General features: G+C 58.4%; 21 protein-coding genes and 3 pseudogenes. 13 read left to right on the top strand and 11 right to left on the bottom strand.

What is annotated here, in order from left to right:
• Positions 1-136: 136 nt before the first annotated feature.
• A complete protein-coding gene (locus AC1DZU_RS30410; RefSeq protein WP_477290484.1) occupies positions 137-733 on the top strand; it encodes a GFA family protein in 597 nt (198 codons plus the stop codon).
• Positions 734-1,178: 445 nt separating this feature from the next.
• On the opposite strand, the pseudogene AC1DZU_RS30405 reads toward AC1DZU_RS30410, so the two are convergent.
• Positions 1,179-1,450: pseudogene (locus AC1DZU_RS30405) on the bottom strand (hypothetical protein); the annotation flags it as partial.
• 287 nt (positions 1,451-1,737) lie between these two features.
• Between AC1DZU_RS30405 and AC1DZU_RS30400 the strand changes: the two are divergent.
• Positions 1,738-2,022, top strand: coding sequence for a hypothetical protein (locus AC1DZU_RS30400; protein WP_477290482.1), 285 nt, complete (start codon positions 1,738-1,740; stop codon positions 2,020-2,022).
• 381 nt (positions 2,023-2,403) lie between these two features.
• On the opposite strand, the gene AC1DZU_RS30395 is transcribed toward AC1DZU_RS30400, so the two are convergent.
• Together AC1DZU_RS30395 and AC1DZU_RS30390 are read right to left on the bottom strand one after the other, a co-directional pair.
• Positions 2,404-2,529, bottom strand: a complete 126-nt coding sequence (locus AC1DZU_RS30395; RefSeq protein ID WP_477290480.1) for a hypothetical protein — start codon at positions 2,527-2,529, stop codon at positions 2,404-2,406.
• On the bottom strand, positions 2,526-2,654 hold the full coding sequence (locus AC1DZU_RS30390) for a hypothetical protein (protein ID WP_477290478.1): 129 nt from the start codon (positions 2,652-2,654) through the stop codon (positions 2,526-2,528). Before AC1DZU_RS30390 ends, AC1DZU_RS30395 begins: the two co-directional genes overlap by 4 nt.
• An 811-nt stretch (positions 2,655-3,465) precedes the next feature.
• On the opposite strand from AC1DZU_RS30390, the gene AC1DZU_RS30385 reads away from it, so the two are divergent.
• Positions 3,466-3,765 (top strand): DUF1236 domain-containing protein, encoded by a 300-nt coding sequence (locus tag AC1DZU_RS30385; RefSeq protein WP_477290476.1) that lies wholly within the window; start codon positions 3,466-3,468, stop codon positions 3,763-3,765.
• A gap of 230 nt (positions 3,766-3,995) precedes the next feature.
• Positions 3,996-4,247, top strand: coding sequence for a polymerase (locus AC1DZU_RS30380; RefSeq protein ID WP_477290474.1), 252 nt, complete (start codon positions 3,996-3,998; stop codon positions 4,245-4,247).
• Between the two features lie 10 nt (positions 4,248-4,257).
• Here the strand turns inward: AC1DZU_RS30380 and AC1DZU_RS30375 are convergent, their stop codons facing one another.
• Positions 4,258-5,121: an ATP-dependent DNA ligase gene (locus AC1DZU_RS30375; RefSeq protein WP_477290473.1), complete on the bottom strand. Its 864-nt coding sequence runs from the start codon at positions 5,119-5,121 to the stop codon at positions 4,258-4,260.
• Positions 5,122-5,226: 105 nt separating this feature from the next.
• Between AC1DZU_RS30375 and AC1DZU_RS30370 the strand changes: the two genes are divergently transcribed.
• Positions 5,227-5,520: a hypothetical protein gene (locus tag AC1DZU_RS30370; RefSeq protein WP_477290472.1), complete on the top strand. Its 294-nt coding sequence runs from the start codon at positions 5,227-5,229 to the stop codon at positions 5,518-5,520.
• Between the two features lie 249 nt (positions 5,521-5,769).
• On the opposite strand, the gene AC1DZU_RS30365 is transcribed toward AC1DZU_RS30370, so the two are convergent.
• From AC1DZU_RS30365 to AC1DZU_RS30355, 3 genes are all read right to left on the bottom strand, one after another.
• Positions 5,770-6,147 (bottom strand): response regulator, encoded by a 378-nt coding sequence (locus AC1DZU_RS30365; RefSeq protein WP_477290470.1) that lies wholly within the window; start codon positions 6,145-6,147, stop codon positions 5,770-5,772.
• A 475-nt stretch (positions 6,148-6,622) separates the two neighbouring features.
• Positions 6,623-7,030, bottom strand: coding sequence for a response regulator (locus tag AC1DZU_RS30360; protein ID WP_477290468.1), 408 nt, complete (start codon positions 7,028-7,030; stop codon positions 6,623-6,625).
• A gap of 712 nt (positions 7,031-7,742) precedes the next feature.
• A complete protein-coding gene (locus AC1DZU_RS30355) occupies positions 7,743-8,129 on the bottom strand; it encodes a hypothetical protein (RefSeq protein WP_477290528.1) in 387 nt (128 codons plus the stop codon).
• Here AC1DZU_RS30355 and AC1DZU_RS30350 point away from each other — a divergent pair.
• From AC1DZU_RS30350 to AC1DZU_RS30340, 3 genes and pseudogenes are all read left to right on the top strand, one after another.
• Positions 8,085-8,195, top strand: a pseudogene (locus AC1DZU_RS30350) (Crp/Fnr family transcriptional regulator); the annotation flags it as partial. The gene AC1DZU_RS30355 and the pseudogene AC1DZU_RS30350 overlap by 45 nt on opposite strands.
• 130 nt (positions 8,196-8,325) lie before the next feature.
• Positions 8,326-8,565 carry a DUF6894 family protein gene (locus tag AC1DZU_RS30345; RefSeq protein ID WP_477290466.1) on the top strand — a complete coding sequence of 80 codons (240 nt, stop codon included), beginning with the start codon at positions 8,326-8,328 and terminating at the stop codon, positions 8,563-8,565.
• A gap of 875 nt (positions 8,566-9,440) precedes the next feature.
• Complete coding sequence (locus tag AC1DZU_RS30340; protein ID WP_477290464.1) at positions 9,441-9,656, top strand: hypothetical protein; 216 nt, start codon at positions 9,441-9,443, stop codon at positions 9,654-9,656.
• An 815-nt stretch (positions 9,657-10,471) separates the two neighbouring features.
• On the opposite strand, the gene AC1DZU_RS30335 is transcribed toward AC1DZU_RS30340, so the two are convergent.
• Genes AC1DZU_RS30335 through AC1DZU_RS30325 form a run of 3 tightly spaced genes read right to left on the bottom strand, consistent with a single transcriptional unit; the run spans position 10,472 to position 11,664 of the window.
• Entirely contained in the window at positions 10,472-10,738 is a 267-nt protein-coding gene (locus AC1DZU_RS30335; protein ID WP_477290462.1) for a hypothetical protein, read from the bottom strand.
• Between the two features lie 8 nt (positions 10,739-10,746).
• Entirely contained in the window at positions 10,747-10,899 is a 153-nt protein-coding gene (locus tag AC1DZU_RS30330) for a hypothetical protein (protein WP_477290460.1), read from the bottom strand.
• A gap of 60 nt (positions 10,900-10,959) precedes the next feature.
• Complete coding sequence (locus AC1DZU_RS30325; protein ID WP_477290458.1) at positions 10,960-11,664, bottom strand: DNA ligase-like domain-containing protein; 705 nt, start codon at positions 11,662-11,664, stop codon at positions 10,960-10,962.
• A gap of 238 nt (positions 11,665-11,902) precedes the next feature.
• On the opposite strand from AC1DZU_RS30325, the gene AC1DZU_RS30320 reads away from it, so the two are divergent.
• From AC1DZU_RS30320 to AC1DZU_RS30310, 3 genes and pseudogenes are all read left to right on the top strand, one after another.
• The gene (locus AC1DZU_RS30320; protein ID WP_477290456.1) at positions 11,903-12,841 is read left to right on the top strand and encodes an MFS transporter; all 939 of its coding nucleotides are present in this window, start codon (positions 11,903-11,905) and stop codon (positions 12,839-12,841) included.
• 75 nt (positions 12,842-12,916) lie between these two features.
• Entirely contained in the window at positions 12,917-13,234 is a 318-nt protein-coding gene (locus AC1DZU_RS30315) for a plasmid stabilization protein (RefSeq protein ID WP_127262154.1), read from the top strand.
• Between the two features lie 68 nt (positions 13,235-13,302).
• A pseudogene (locus tag AC1DZU_RS30310) lies at positions 13,303-13,575 on the top strand (PPC domain-containing DNA-binding protein); the annotation flags it as partial.
• A gap of 150 nt (positions 13,576-13,725) precedes the next feature.
• On the opposite strand, the gene AC1DZU_RS30305 reads toward AC1DZU_RS30310, so the two are convergent.
• A complete protein-coding gene (locus tag AC1DZU_RS30305; protein ID WP_477290453.1) occupies positions 13,726-14,334 on the bottom strand; it encodes a cysteine hydrolase family protein in 609 nt (202 codons plus the stop codon).
• 189 nt (positions 14,335-14,523) lie between these two features.
• Between AC1DZU_RS30305 and AC1DZU_RS30300 the strand changes: the two genes are divergently transcribed.
• Both AC1DZU_RS30300 and AC1DZU_RS30295 read left to right on the top strand, forming a co-directional pair.
• The gene (locus AC1DZU_RS30300; protein WP_477290451.1) at positions 14,524-14,919 is read left to right on the top strand and encodes a GFA family protein; all 396 of its coding nucleotides are present in this window, start codon (positions 14,524-14,526) and stop codon (positions 14,917-14,919) included.
• Between the two features lie 25 nt (positions 14,920-14,944).
• Positions 14,945-15,364: an HD domain-containing protein gene (locus AC1DZU_RS30295; RefSeq protein ID WP_477290449.1), complete on the top strand. Its 420-nt coding sequence runs from the start codon at positions 14,945-14,947 to the stop codon at positions 15,362-15,364.

The following is a 15,364-nucleotide window of genomic DNA, read 5'->3' as shown; positions in this document are numbered from 1 at the left end:
GCGCGGCAAGGACCACATCGTAGAGGCCCGCCGCTATCCCCTGATCAGGCCTACCACCTAAATTCTCGGAAAATCCGGAGACTTTGCTCGTTGCGCAGGGAATATACCGCGACCGCACTAGGGTGCTGCCCCTGTCATGGCGAGAAGAGAGCGACGACCTGAAATGCCACACCGAACGCCGATGCCTCCCAATCTGATGATCGAGCAACCAGCCAGCACGCATTTCCCATCTTGCTCAGGCAATGCTGCATCTGCGCCGATCAAGCAGCAGACGCAGCAACCTCAGCATGCCAACGGCTTCAAGGTTATTCGCGAAGGCGGATGTCTCTGCGGGGCTGCACGGTTCAGCGTCGAAGGGCGGCCCCTCAGGATAGTGATATGCCACTGCCAGGATTGTCGCCGAGCGAGTGGCAGTGCGTTCACATTCTTCGCCGTTTGGCCATTGGCTGCCTACCAAGGCACGGGAGAGCTGGGAAACTTTGAGGGTCGATCTTTCTGCAAGCAATGCGGCTCAAGGGTGGCGAACCTGCGGAGTGACGAAGCAGAGGTTCTGGTCGGCTGTCTCGACAAAGCACCGACCGATCTAATTCCCGAATACGAACTTTGGGTAGGCCGACGGGAGCAATGGCTTATGGACTTACCGTGGGCGGACCAGTTTCAAAATGACAGGCCCCAACAGGCAGCTGACGCGCCGGCGTTCGTTCCCGAGCCATCGCAGCAACCGAGCAACTGATCCGGTCTGTCGAGCGAGAATGTAAAAGGGGTCCGCATATGCTCACAGCTTGCTAGCAATCCTTCCGCCCCACTTCGGGGTGACGCGATAGGTCAGCTTCCACCCAGCCTCTCGGCGCGAAAACTGGCGTTGCCGAGTCCCCACACTGCAAGGAAGGCATTGTTTTCGCCCCGAAAACCCGCGCCTTGGTCGGAACGCTGGTCGGCACAAAACCCGGGGGCACATCGAATGTGAAGCCAGCTGCCTGACACCGAACGGCTGCCAGGATTGAGCCTGAAAGCGAGCTGCAAAATAGGACCGGAACGAGGCTCAGCATCTCGCCATAAGTTGGGATTAGGTTCCTTCCCCCCGAAAATCCGGCAACGGGGTGACCCAGGGGCTCGACAGAGAATGGCCGAAGGCGGGCGCTGGGTCCGCCTTCGACGTTTCGGCTTAGATTCAGCCGCCCCATCCTCTTTGCCATCGCGCAGAAATCTGCGTGCGACTTGTTAAGTGTGGTATCTCCGCAGTCTTTCAACACCGCCTGTTCACGGGGTCCATGGCCATCCATGCGGTCTTGAAGTCAGCCTCGGACTTCATGGTCTTCATGCCGGCATCGGTGAAGAAGGGCGACATCTTTGCCGGATCGTCGAGCGCGGACGTTCCTGTGCCAGCAAGTGCGGCACCAGCCGTCATCGTAAGCGCCATCGCGCCCATCGTGAGCATCTTGAGTTTCATGGAAATTAAGCGGCAGCTTGTTGCATCAACTTCGCTCTTTGGGAAAAGTTTCTCGGCTTAACGAAAAGGCCCGCCCGCTATGGGAACGGGGCGGGCAAGTTGAAGTGCGCTGGGATCAACCAGCTTAAAGCATGCTAACCTAATCATACGGATGCGGTGCGGCTCGGACGGGAGATGGGGCATCACTCGGACGCGCCAGGCTCAGGCAGGGCCACCGCGTCCGAACCCGCTTCATAGGGTGCCAAGGCCGCTCTGGCAGAAAAGGCTACTGCGACGCGCAATGCAAAATGACCCGCCTTTCTATCGCCGAAGAGCTTGAGAGCCCCGCCGACCGCATTGCGGATATGTCGCGAGCGGATATTCAAATCATCCTTAGGCGCGCTGCCCTGATGCTCCTCGCGGGTGTGGCGCTGGAGCCGGCGACGGAGGATGCGCTTATCTCCATCGCCGCAGAGACGAAGATCGGCCGGTCGGATCTCAACCAGATCGTTTTGCGCGAGTGGTTAGAAACCAACGCCTATCTGCCGGTCCGAATGATCGATGAGGAAGGCGAGACAGACGGAACCTCGTAGGTCGCCTTAGAGGGCCACCCAGTTCATACCCGAGAATGGCGGCGGCGCCGGAGTGAGGTTGAGAAAGCTGTGATCGCTAGGGTGATTCTTTGGGTGTGGCTGATGATCGCAGGTTTCGCCGGGATTGCAAACCCAGCAACCGCGATCCTATTGCTTGCCAAGGGCAACATCAGCGGTTGCTTGGAGTTCGGATTGTTCAGCATCATTTCCTGGGCAGCGCTCAGAGCGACATGGAGGGACATCGGGCCACGGTGGCGTCAAAAACTGCTAGCAAATAAAGCCAGCAGGCTGGCGCCTACCTCCGGGCGTGGTCTCCTCTCCTTTCGCATGTTTAACTTACGGAATTTGAGTGACGGTGGTGGGACGGAACCTTGCTGCGCGCTAGCGCCCTTTCGGCTTTGGCGTGATCTCCTCAACCCGCACCTTATCGCCGATCTCTCTCGCCCAGGCCAACGCCTTGGCCTTGTCTTTGTTGGTCTCGGTCCGCCAATGCGGCTTGTTGGTCATTTCTTCGCTTCTGGTTCATCTTCATTTGCGGCAGTATCGGCGATCTGCAATGCTGCAGCCGTCTCTTGAGGCGTCCACCCCTCAGCTTCTGAGGCAGTCACCAAGGCCGAGAATACGGCTTCCAAGGCTACTTCACAGTTGACGGCGCGGTCCGGGTTACCCCTGGCATCAGCTGTTCATTCAACATCTGGCGGACCACGATCTAAGCGAAGATGACCATACCCCGGCGCACACGGCAATTGAATTGAGACGTGGGCGGCTCGTACCCATGACCCGAACGAACTGGAGGCGTTTGGGCTAAGGGCATCCGGCCAGCGACTAAACGGCTTCTGCCGAAGAATTGTTCCGCCGCCTGCATTTGCGTACAGATTTCAGCGCCCTGATTGATGCGTCGGCCGTCAAGCCGCTGTCGACGCTACCAGCCGCAGGGGCACTTCTGCGTCGGCCGTTGCACCGACGGCGTTTGCCACCGGCTGATATTAGGAGCCGGGGCTGAGGAGATTTCACCCTCCAAGGGTCCGGCGTCTCGGAGTTCCCAAAGCCTTAGGCGTCGGACCCGCCTTTGCGTATGAGCGCGTTCGAGATACCGGATTTGGTGCCCCGTTCGTTGTGGGATCCCGCGCGCGTGCTCATCGAACGATGATCCACCATCCGGCGAGCGCGCCAGCCGCGAGCAACAAAACTGCGGCGGGTATCAATACGCCCTTGCGGTTCTGCCATCTCGGTGGAGGGCTCGGCACCAGTTTTTGGGGTTTCGGTCGGTCGTCCATGACAGACAAGCTGCCCTACCGTATTAGGTTCCGATATCAGCGACCAGACCTTGGTCCCAAAACGGTCCGACCGAAGCCCAATCGGGGGAACGTTTGCTGCCTTGCCAAGTTCGATTGGCTTGGCCGACGAAGGTTGTCTGTGCCAATTTTCACAAGGGAGAAATCCATGAAAGCGTATCTCACTGGCGCCGCAGCGGCGTTTCTGATTGTCGCAGGTATCGGCGCGGTTGCTGCGGAGGACGTGATCATCACGCCCGAACAGGATACCGTCATACATGAGTATGTGAAGAAGCAGCCCTTGGCGTCTGTGAAGATTCCGGGCGTCGAACTCAATGTCGGCACAGCGCTGCCCGACACAGTCGAGCTTCATGAAGTGCCCAACGTCAAATACCGCTATGTCGTCGTCGACAACCGGACGGTTCTCGTGGATCCGGGCACCCGCAAAATTGTGAAGGTTTACAACTGACCTTCGAATGACAACCCGCCGCCAGTCAGCGGCGGGTTGTGCATGTCGGAATCCATTGAGGACGATTGAAGATGATGAACCTTGAACTCGAGACGTCTCATGCCCTCGTGGTCCGCCTAGCCGATCTGCAAGCCAGAATGCGGCGAGCAAAGTTTCCCTTCATCGTCGGTTGGCCAGGGTGCGCGCCATGTTGGGCAATATGGCGCGCATCTTATTGCGGGAGAGCGGGCATGCAATTCGGCGAGGTCATAGCGAATGTCTTAACCGCTGCCCTTCTAACGTGCGTGCTGGCAATCATGTTGTTTCTATTTGACCGGCCGCTTAGGCCTGAACCTAAAGTGCGAATGGTCATCCTTCTACCAGTCGATGCCGCGACCACGGCTTCAATGAGGACCGGCACTCATTCCAATTTGCCGGAAACGTTTGACATCAAGCTGGCGCTGCCAAGACCCGAACAGAATCAAAACTCTGGCAGCCCCTAGGTCCCCAGAGCTAACTTTTTTCCCAAAAATCCTGCAGCGATGCGTGCCGAAGCTGCTCCTCGCCTTTCAGGAACTTGACGCGGCCGACAAGGCCAGGCTTGAGCCATTCGGCGCTTTTCTTCGCCAGGGCTACAGGCGGCGGGGCGCCCACCTTACCCTGCACGCGATCCCAAAGCCGCTGGCGCTTGTCATGCTTGAATGTGACAACGGCCCCGCCGACATAGCGACCGTTTTCGGCCATGAGAACCATGGCTGGCTTGCCCCTTTCCCGCTTCACCCCGATGATGTCCATTTCCTTTTCGTCAAAGCATTTGATCTTGCGCCAGTTCATCGTCGGGCCGCTGCGATAGAAGCTGTCCCGGCGCTTCGAGACCATGCCTTCAAGTCCGGCTTGATCGACCAGCCGATAGACGAAGTCACCGGTGCCAGGCATTGCTTTGCTGAATTGAATGCGGCCGACGGCAGGGATCATCTCTTGCAGGATCTCGCGGCGGTCCTCCACCGGCATGTCGCGCAGATCGTGGCCGTTCAAGTGCAGAAGGTCGAACGCCACCAGATAAAGATCCCGTGACGGCCGGCGCTTGGTGATGGCCGATTGCAGGGCATGGAAATCGGACAGCCCCGCCTCATTGACCATGATGGTTTCGCCATCGACGATAAAGTTTTCGGCCTCGATCGAAGCCGCCTCCTCCGCGAGATATCGATATCGGGTAGTCCAGTCGTAGCCATTTTTGGTGTACAGGCGGATGCCATCGGCATCCTTGATCACCTGGGTGCGATAGCCATCGAATTTGATTTCATGGCTCCAGTCCTCGCCGTCGGGCGGGCTGTCGAACAACTCAGGCTCCATCGGCTTGATGAACTTCAGACGCATGAACTGACCCGCTCCCGCGACTCAAATTAGCACGCGCTAAAATAGTTCCGGAACATTTTAGGCAAATTGAAATTTCAATCATTACCGCGATCAAACGAGCGACAAATGCCCCGAGGTCCGAGAGTTGGTGACGAAATCACGCTAACGGCCACCATCCTGAAGGTGATGGAGGGCGGCGTTTCGAGTGTCAGCATTCCGACTTATAATTTCCCCCTGGCCATCGATACGCCGAAAAAAACCAGGGCGGGTCAAAAGATCGAAATCAGCGGTTTTGCCACGCGCGTCGATGACGAAGATGGAAAGGTAACGGTACGGATCGATGGTGGTGGTCTGGTAACCGTGGATGCCGATACGATCACCAACCTCTCAACGACATCGCGGGTGACCGTTCGCGAGTAGCTATGTGGATGAGGCAAAAGCACTCAATGACGAAGATATCGGACCTTGGATCACCGGTCCCCGGCAAGCGGCACGGCGTACCGGTGGCCGATGAACGGGACCATTTTCTACAATTGCCCCTCCTGTGGCCAAAAGGTCGACATGCGTGATCTGCGGCAAAGTCATCTGGCATGAAGAGCCGGGGCACAAACCGCTAGGGCCAACTCTGGTTTCCAGGCTGACCTTGCCGTCCAACCGTTGACCAAGTGGCTAGTTGCTACCCTCGCTTGCTGGAGTCGCGTGCTGCTGATTTAGAAGCATGGACAGCGCTGTAGCGATTTGAGGCAGGAAGAACGGCTTGGTGATCATCACGCTTTCCGGGACGCCTTCAGCGCCCCAGTGAGGCGCGCTGTCGCCGCCTGATGTAACCACTGGTAGGGTTGGATTAGCTCGCCTTACGTGCCTCGCTAGCTCCCATCCCGAGTTTCCAGATCCAAGGCGAATGTCTGTAAGCAGACCGGTGAACTTGCTTGGATCTTCATCAAATGCCTCTATCGCCGCTTCGGCGTTGGGCACCCCTACGACTAGAAAGCCTGCTTCTTCCAATGCCGATTCAAGGTCGAGCAGGAACAGTGGTTCGTCCTCCACGACCAGAATCGCACTGACACTTCTGCTATTTCCCCCAATCCGGCTTACTACGCTTTCAGCCGCAGATTGGTTCCACGCGCAAAAGGTCGTAACCGCCCCTTCCACACGGCCATTTGCATTGCGGCGCGGGCGGTGACTGATTACTTGCTCCCCATGAACAAAACGAAACTCGCGCTCTGGATAGCTGTGGCGGTGCTGATAGTGCTGGTGTTGGTCAGCACCTATCTGTTTATGGCCGCGGATGCGCCAGACTGGTCAACGCGGCTGTAGGCGAATAACCGGTGCAGTGGAGGCGCGACCGCTATTCTGATGAGGCGGATCGTGGGACCCGCCTCAGCGAGGGAAGCCGTCACAGAAACCATTAGCGGAATATGAGGTTCCGCTAATGAACAAAAAAGCCTGCCACCTTGCGTAAAAGGGGTGACGGGCCCTTAAGCCAGCGAGGGGACCATGAATGCTGGCGATCCACACCTGTCTATGCGCGAGCCCTGCCCAAGCTGGCCGTACGGGGAATTTCAACCTCGTTCGCTATAGCAAGAGACAAACGGATGGCCCTGATCAGATCCACTGGCGAACAAGGTTTTTCAACCCACTCGCCCCTAAAAAAAATCGGATGATGTAACCCTGAGGTGGCCACACTGGCCGAATGTACGACGAAGGGAACGTTGTGCGCATGGAGCAATTGCGCGACTTTTGCGCAGTCGCCATCCCGCAGCTCGATATCCATGACGACCACATCGGGTAATTGATGCCGAAGTCTATCCAGTGCGCAAGCGGCGGATGAGAAAGTGCCGGTGACTTGGAAGCCTGCGTCGCGCAACTGGTCCTCTAGGTCGACCGCAATAAGCGCTTCGTCCTCCAAGATAACAACCTTGGTGGCCATTTTCGCCCTCCCTGGCATTGCCTTTCTTGGAGAACAATTAACCACTTTTCGCAGGGCTTCGCACGGGTTGGTAAAAATCGTACCGAAACCTTCCACAAGCCCCACCCCTGAAAGCAAAAAGTCCGCCACCGCGAGGCAGCGGGCTGAGTTTGAAGTGGCCAGGGATCAACCCAGCACAGGTTTTTAATACCCCGGCAGAGTAACAGATTGCAAGGCACAGGACGGCAGGGTTTTGGACGAAGGGCGCGGGCGCGCCGAGTGGGCCGTGTTGCCTAAGAATGCGGTACTGTAACTACGCCGCAAGACAGATACGGAGGCCGCATGGTGAATTATGCGTTAAAAAGCCCGCCGCCGCGCGGGTCGGACGGGAGATAAGCAAGCAGAGCTCGCGAAGGTCGCGGTCATAAGAACCCACGGAACCGCGAATGGCATTTGAAAACCCTTTTGACGAACTGTACGAATTCATATCCAACTCCCCACCGGAACTCAAAATGTTGCTTGCGCCCCGGCGTAAATAGTGTCCCATCGCTTGCCGAATTGTATGGGCGCAAGCGGCCGAGAGATAGCAGAGGTGCCGTGCTCTTGCCCCAATATGGAGGCGGAGCGCATGGCTCAGTTTCATCAACCACACATCCGTAATCGATTACTGACGTTTCTGTCGCCCGATGACTTTGCGCTCGTCGAGCCGCATCTTGAAGCAGTCACGTTTGAGCTACGTCAACACCTGTTCAGAGCGGAACATAAGATCTCCCATGTAACCTTCCCGGAACGGGGCAGGTGTGGGCGTGCGGTCGACGCCGAGCACGACAGCTGTTCCCACCAGACCCTCCGATCCGACCATACCAACCTCGAACCGCCCTTCCTCCGTGTCGGCGACGATTGCATGGTTCAGGCTGCGGGTGAAGCATTCCGAATTGGGGCGGGCGAGCTGCAGGTGGCGATGGACCGCAGCCACACGCTTCGCGCGGTACTTCTTCGCTTCGTGCAGATCAGTCAGACCGCCTATGCCAATGCCGGCTACTCCACCGAGGAGCGACTGGCGCGCTGGCTGCTTATGACCCACGATCGGCTGGAGGACGACGCCATGCCCATAACGCATGAGTTCATGAGCATTATGCTGGGCACGCGTCGTCCGGGTGTGACAATCGCGGTGCAGCTACTGGAAGGCGTCGGTGCGACCAAGAACACACGTGGCCAAATTCTCCTGAAGGATCGCACCAAACTATGGTTTTGCCGAGAGGGAATATTCGAATGTGTTCCAGTTCCCGATCAAGCGAGAGCGATGAGAGGGGCACTTGCGCTATTTCATGAACGTGCGCTACCGGGGCCGGCTGATCCCCGACCACGAAGGAGACGAACTGGCAGAGGAGGCGGCCTTGCGAGCCCATGCGTTGGCGACCGCGCGCGAGCTCGTCTTTACCACTCGCATGCAAACGATGCGCAGTTGGTTCGACTGCAGCTTCGAGGTAACGGACGAGAACGGCAGAAGCGTGCTCGTGATGCCCTTTGACGAAGTGGTTGAGGATCGAGTTTGAGCGTGGACCTGACATTGGCCGTTAATTGCGGGCGGTGTTCCTTCTTATCCTGCAGCGAGGCATAGCGCAGCTTCGGTTCGTAGCAGCGACCGCAGCTTGCTGATGCCCGGGCGTCACATGCGACAGCCTTCCGTAGGCCGGCGGCTTGCCATGGCGCGCTGTTTGGCACCGTCTCGCAACTTCATTTGGCACCAACTTGCGTGCTCCGACCCGGGCGTATTTGTTCATGCGCTTTGAACGTTGTTACTGACGGGCGACCCAGCCAGGCGGGTGAAGGGTCAACAGGACGAGCATGTTGAGCGGGCACTCGGTCTGTCTTGTGAGAGAGATATTTAGACGCCGAACGCACCACGCCCAACAAACGGTCTTCCCACGACTTGGGTTGTGTAAGGACCGGTTTGAGAATTGATCCTCGGTTCTTAGGCACTGTCGGTCTCCGAGTAACCCCGGCCGTTTAAGTGGCTTTCTCTGGCAATGACGAACCAAAACGGATTCTGATCGGATCGACGGCGTTGAGCCGCTGCTCTCGTAGACGCGCAGTCTTGGCTTCCCTAACCTGCCGCTCAGCATCCACGACCAGTCTGGGACTCGCGGTCCGCCTTCTCAATTTTTTCCCGATCGACGCGCCGTTTCATGCCGCCTCTCCCTTGCATCTGACGGCCCAAAAAGAGTCAGGTGAAGAAAATGTTCCCAACAATTTAATTCGATTTCAGTCTCGTTTGTTATTGCTAAACGCGGATGTGATTTTCGCCGTGGGCTCCTCTCGCGCTCGGTCAGGCCAAGGCCAATCAATGGTAAAGATCGTACAAAGTTAGCGTGGAACGGAAGCTTCCGATCGAGCTTAATTGGCTGCGCATCTTCGAAAGGGAAACGCTATGTTGGCAGGGGATATTGCGGAACGTCGACTGAAAATTCTGGTGGAACAGTACGTCGAAGCCAGGAAAAAGAACCACGATTTCGTGTCTACCGAACTTGCCAGCAGAGCGATCCGCCAGTTCATTTCCCCACCGATCGGCGAAGATGCGCTTGACAACCTGATCGCAAAATGCGCCGTCGAGCATGGGCTTAATGTTCGTTTTGATCGTAAGTAAGGACCGTCGGCCAGCTTGATCATTAGATTATGAATGCAAGGGTCCAGCGCCCGATGACTCGTGGCGGAACAAAGCCGGTGCGAATTGTACGTTTTTAACGCTTCATTGACTCCGCACACCAGCGGGAGTTGAGTTTCCTTCTCAGCAACCGGTTCCAAGGTGAGCGTCGGATGCAGGACAGTCACTCCGATCGCGGTCTGCTCTATCCCAGCGATCTCGATATCTGTCATCGCGTATATGAACAAGTTCGCCACCAGCGGGGTTTCGATTTCAATAGCCCTGCGGCCGAGACGCTCGCTTCGTACGTCCTCTTCAGCTACCAAAACGGGACCACCGATGAAGCCGAGCTCCTCACTGCAGCGAGGAGGAAATTGATAGCCATTGACACCGACGATGGTCCCTACGACGTTGATGTCTTCGCAAAAAAGCATCGGATGACTTGCAAACCGACTTTGAGAAGCAAGGCGGCAACGCCGGAATATTTCAAATCGAGAAGGGCCGCTTCAAGCGGATCGACTAGGCGTTGTTGTTGAGGGAGCACGCAAAAGCCCGTCACGGAGGAAGCGTGGGGGGCTCCCGCCACCGTAGGACGATGACGGGTTTGAAATGGCCAGCTTGGGACGTTGTCTGGCCGATGCGGAAACGCGCCATAGAGACATTAGTTGCGTCTAATGTAAAAAGCTCGCCACCTTGGGCAAGGTGACGTGGCCGCTTCAAAGACAAGGAACATTGTCGCGCCGGTAACGTTCGGCTGGATCACTGACCTATCAGTGATTCCCCGTGGGAGCTGGCCTGCTGAAAGGTGGCGGGCTTTTTCATTTTGCCGGATCCGCGCCGCGCGGGCCATCCGCAAGCGGCGGCTCATCCACTGCCACCTCATCGACTTCCGCCTCCATTTGGTCGCTGACCGGCTTGGCCTTGGCGGCACCGGCAATGGGGTCGCCATCAAAACCCTTTAGCCATGCATCGGCGAATTCGTTCCAGTAGTCAGGCACGGCGCGTTCCTTGGCGTCCTTGCGCGCCTGGGCGCCATACATCCAGGCGTAGGTGATGCGCTCCTGGTCCTTCTTAGCCACCGCCATTTTGCCACCTACCTTCCCAACGGCTGCTTGGAGAGCGAGACCAGCTCATCTTCATCCGTGATGCCGGCCATAAAGTTCGCGATAATGCGGGAGGCGATTGCCTCGCGAGCGTCTGGCGACTGATTGTCTAGCTTCAATTGTTCAAAAACCCGCTCAAGCAAGGCTAGCTCGGATTCGTCGAAGATGCCGGCGTCAGTTGCCTTTCATCGAATCGGCATGACCTACCTCCTGAAATCCTGCACCGAGGCGTGACGTAGCTTCGGCTCACCGCGCAGATGCCGGACGCGGGCGGTGATGCCAGGCTTCACCCAGTCGACGTCGTCATCGGCGATCGTGGTGGGGACACCACCACCAGGTTGCTCGGCACGATCGCGCTCGATGCGCTGCCAGAGCCGGTCCTTGATCGCGCGCGTGGTGGCGATGACGGCCTTGCCGACATATTTGCCGTCCTTGGCGAACAGCCCCTCGGTCTGCTTGCCGGCCTCCCGCTTGACGCCGATCAGGTCGAGGTCATCGACATCCCAGCATTTCGTTTTGACCCACGCATCGGATTCGCCGCTGCGATAGGGGCTGCCGCGGCGCTTCGACACCATGCCTTCGAGCCCCATCTTGTCGACGGCGGCCAAGAACGCGGCGCCGTCGCCCTCGACATACTGGCTATACTGGATGATCCCGTCGGCCGGCTCCACCAGATCCCATAGAATCGCCGGCAGTTTCTCGGCCGCGTCGACGACAGGCCAGTAGCGCTTTGACCAATCGATGCCGGTCCTGGTGAATGCGCGAACCTCTGCCCAATCCCGGATGAGCTGGGTGCGGAAGCCGTCATACTTGATCTCGTGGAGCCAATCGTCGCTGACGGGCGGCTCGAGCACCAGCAAAGGCTCCTGCGGCTTGATGAACTTCAATCGCGGTTCGGCGTTACGCATGCACTCACACGCTCCGATGGCCTCCGAGATATCGTCAAGCTTCGATGTCATCTGTTTCTGCGCTTTCACGGTTGGAAGGCGCGCCGGCCCCCGGAGAGCCGGCGCCAGTGCTTACTTCACCGGGGGCTGCGGATGCAGCGCGTGCCGGTAAGATCGTCTTCGACCAACCGCCGGGCGTGCTGCTCGGTCCAGGCCTGTCGGTAGTGCCGACAGTCAAGGTGAGATGAGTGCCGTCGAAATGGCCAGTCGCGCGAGTGAAAGCCGGTCCGCCGCCGGTGGCCGCAATCCCTGGCTCATCGCGGTCATCGTCTCGACCTTCATGCTGGTGCTCGACACTTCGATCGCCAATGTGGCCCTGCGCAACATCGCCGGCAGCCTGGCCGCCGGGACGGATGAGAGCACCTGGGTGATCACCACCTATCTGGTCGCTAATTCCGTGATCATCCCGGTCAGCGGCTGGCTGGCCAGCGTCATCGGCCGCAAGCGCTATTACATGTTTTGCGTGGCGACCTTCACCATAGCATCGCTGCTGTGCGGGCTGGCGCCCAATCTCGAGATGCTCATCGTCTTCAGGATCCTGCAAGGCCTCGGCGGCGGCGGCATGGCCCCGAACGAACAATCCATCCCTAACGACACCTTTCCCCCGAAAAACGCTCGCAGGCGTTCGCGCTTTATGGCATCGCCGTCATCACGTCACTCGCCCCAGACCCAGCTTCCGCTTCTTTGCCTTGCACGCATTTTCCTGATGATCGGCCTGCCGTTCCTGTTCATCCCCATTTCGACAGCGGCTTACGTCGGCCTTGCTCCGCAGAAGACCAACCAGGCGTCGGCGTTGATCAATGTTGCCCGCAACATCGGCGGCAGCATCGGCGTGTCGCTGTCCAACACGGTGATCGCTCAGAACGCGCAGCTCCACCAGGCAAACCTTGTCAGTCATACGGCACAATCGTCTCCCGCCTACCAACAGGCGCTGCGTCAGGTGACCGAGCATTTCGTTGCCCAGGGATCGACCATGCTCCAGGCCAAGCAACAGGCCGTCGGCTGGATTGGGCAGTTGATCGCGCGCCAGGCTTCGCTGCTCGCTTATGTCGACGTCTTTCGCTACTGCGCAATCGTGACGGCGTTGTTTGTTCCCCTCGCCTTGCTGCTGCGGTCTCCAAAGCATGACAAGCGCTAGCTGAAATATCGTCGGCGCTGGAACTCCGTCGCTGGCTTTTCGTTCAGACCCTATCCAACAAAGGGAGAAACAATCATGCCACGCGGCGACAAATCGAAATACACCGACAAACAGGAACGCAAGGCCGACCACATTGCAGAAGGCTACGAGAAGCGCGGGGTTTCCGACAAGGAAGCCGAACGTCGCGCCTGGGCGACCGTCAACAAGGACGATGGTGGCGGCAAGAAGGAAGGCGGCTCCGGACGCGGTGAGCACACAGGCAATCCGGCTGCACACAAGGGCGGCAGGATTGGCGGCAAGGCATCGGCGTCGCGCTCATCTGCAAGCCGATCGGAGTCGGCCAAGAAGGCCGCAGCCACCCGCAAACGGAACGCTGAACACCGCGCGCATTAAATGGGTGCTCGGAGTACAGAGATGAAATCCCAACTCGTCAACGAGGTTAGCGGACAAAGACATTCGTTGTGGTGCTGGAGCCCGGCGAAGAAGCATTCGGCGGGCTTACCGCTTTCGCTGTCGACCAGAAGATCGGCAGCGCTTCGTTGACCGCCATCGGTGCGTTCGAGCGAGCGACCGTCGGCTGGTTTGACCTGAAAGCGAAGACCTACCGCAAAATCCCGATCGACGAACAATGCGAAGTGCTGAGCGCGATCGGCGATATCGCGCTGGGCGACGATGGCAAGCCCAGCCTGCATGTCCATGCGGTGCTCGGATTGAGCGACGGAACCACAAGAGGCGGGCACCTGCTTGAAGGCATCGTTCGGCCAACGCTGGAAGTCACGCTGGTGGAAGCCCCAGGCCATCTGCGCCGCGCAAGCGTCCGGAACTCGGTGTTGCGCTTATCGATCTGGACGCTTGAGCTTCAAGGACCGATCGGCAGGGCGGGTTTATGTCCAGTTCGAGAGAACTGTCTCCATCTCGACTGTCTCGACCTGCTGCGCAAACCGCTGATGATAGACGGTCAGCAGCGCGTCGTGGGTTGCGTCGGAAGAGCTGCACAGCGCGTCCGTGACCAGAACCACGCGATAGCCGAAATCGATGGCCCCGAGCACCGTGGCCAGAACGCATACATCTGTTTCGCCACCCGTGATGACCAGTGTATCGATATCGCGCGCCATCAGAAGAGCTCTGAGGCTCCCTTCGAACCAGGGCGAGTAAATGTGCTTGTCGATGATTGCCGCTGGCGGGCAATAACCGGCCAATGACGGCAACAGTTCGGCCATTTCGGGTCCGATCGTCTCGATCGTCATCGAAGCCCAACGCTCGTAGTAGCGCTTCCACGTGCCGACGCCCTGCCCCGCCTTTGGGGCGGGCAGGAACCGCGTAAAGACCGTCTGCGGCGCGCGTCTTTCGACCAGTCTTTCGACTTGTGGCAGAACACGGGTGATCCAGGGTGTTGCCCATTGAGACGGCTCGGCAAACAACCTCTGCATATCCACGCAGACATGCATGCATCGATCGCCAAGGGGACCATAGGCCAAGCCTGGCATCGACATCAGCGCGTCTCCGACCGGCGGTATGTGTCCACAACAGCTTCCTAGCAAAGAGAGGCAACGCCACGTGCCGGGACTGGTTCCTGAGATAGCACAGGAACCGACGCAAATGAGTGGCGTTTCCGCCGAGGCGAATGGAGCTACTCGCATGAAACCACGCGACGGGGGCCGTAAATCAGCCGGGACACCACCATGGAACTGAGCGGAGGATGTCTCTCCGGCACGATCCGCTTTCGCGTCGGAGGCCAACCGAGAGTGCATTACTGCCATTGTGACATGTGCTGGCGAGCGACTGGCAGCGCCTTCGCGGTTTTGGCTTGGGTATCTTCTCAAAGCGTCGTCTGGATCAATGTGACGCCAACCTATCGCAGGTCTTCGCCGATCGCCCAGAGGGGGTTCTGCTCCAGCTGCGGATCGCCGCTCAGCCTTTCCTATGACGCATCGCCCGGCGAGATCGCGCTGCATGTTGGGAGGTTCGACGATCCGGCCCACCTGGAGCCGCGCTACAACTATGGGTCGGGGCAGCGACTTGGCTGGGTTTGCTGTGGAATAGACCTGCCGCACCACGATACCGAGGAGCGATGGTGAAACCATTGCCTGAAGAGGAAGCCAGATGAGTATCTTTTACCGCGCGGCCAAGATCGCGGAAGAGGTCCATGCGTCGCAACGCGACAAGACCGGGCAGCCTTACATCGAGCATTGCCGGCGTGTCGTTGATGCTGTCGAAACCATGGATCAGAAGGTCGTTGCCTACCTTCATGACGTGCTGGAAAAGGGCGAAGGCTGGAACCGCACCAAGGTCGAAAATGCGGGCTTCGGACCGGCGATTGCTTCGGCAGTTGACGCCATATCACGCAGAGACGGCGAGGATTACTTCGCGTTTGTGCGACGCGCTGCATCGAACCCATTGGCGCTGCCGGTGAAGCGTGCGGATCTGGAAGACAATATTTGGCAGGCGCGACAAGTTGGGGCATCGACCGTCAAATACGAAGAGGCACTACGCATTCTTGATGAGGAGTTTCCGCGCCGCTAG

Source organism: Mesorhizobium sp. P2_A12, from assembly GCF_056405075.1.
This window is presented reverse-complemented; position numbering and strand designations above follow the sequence as displayed.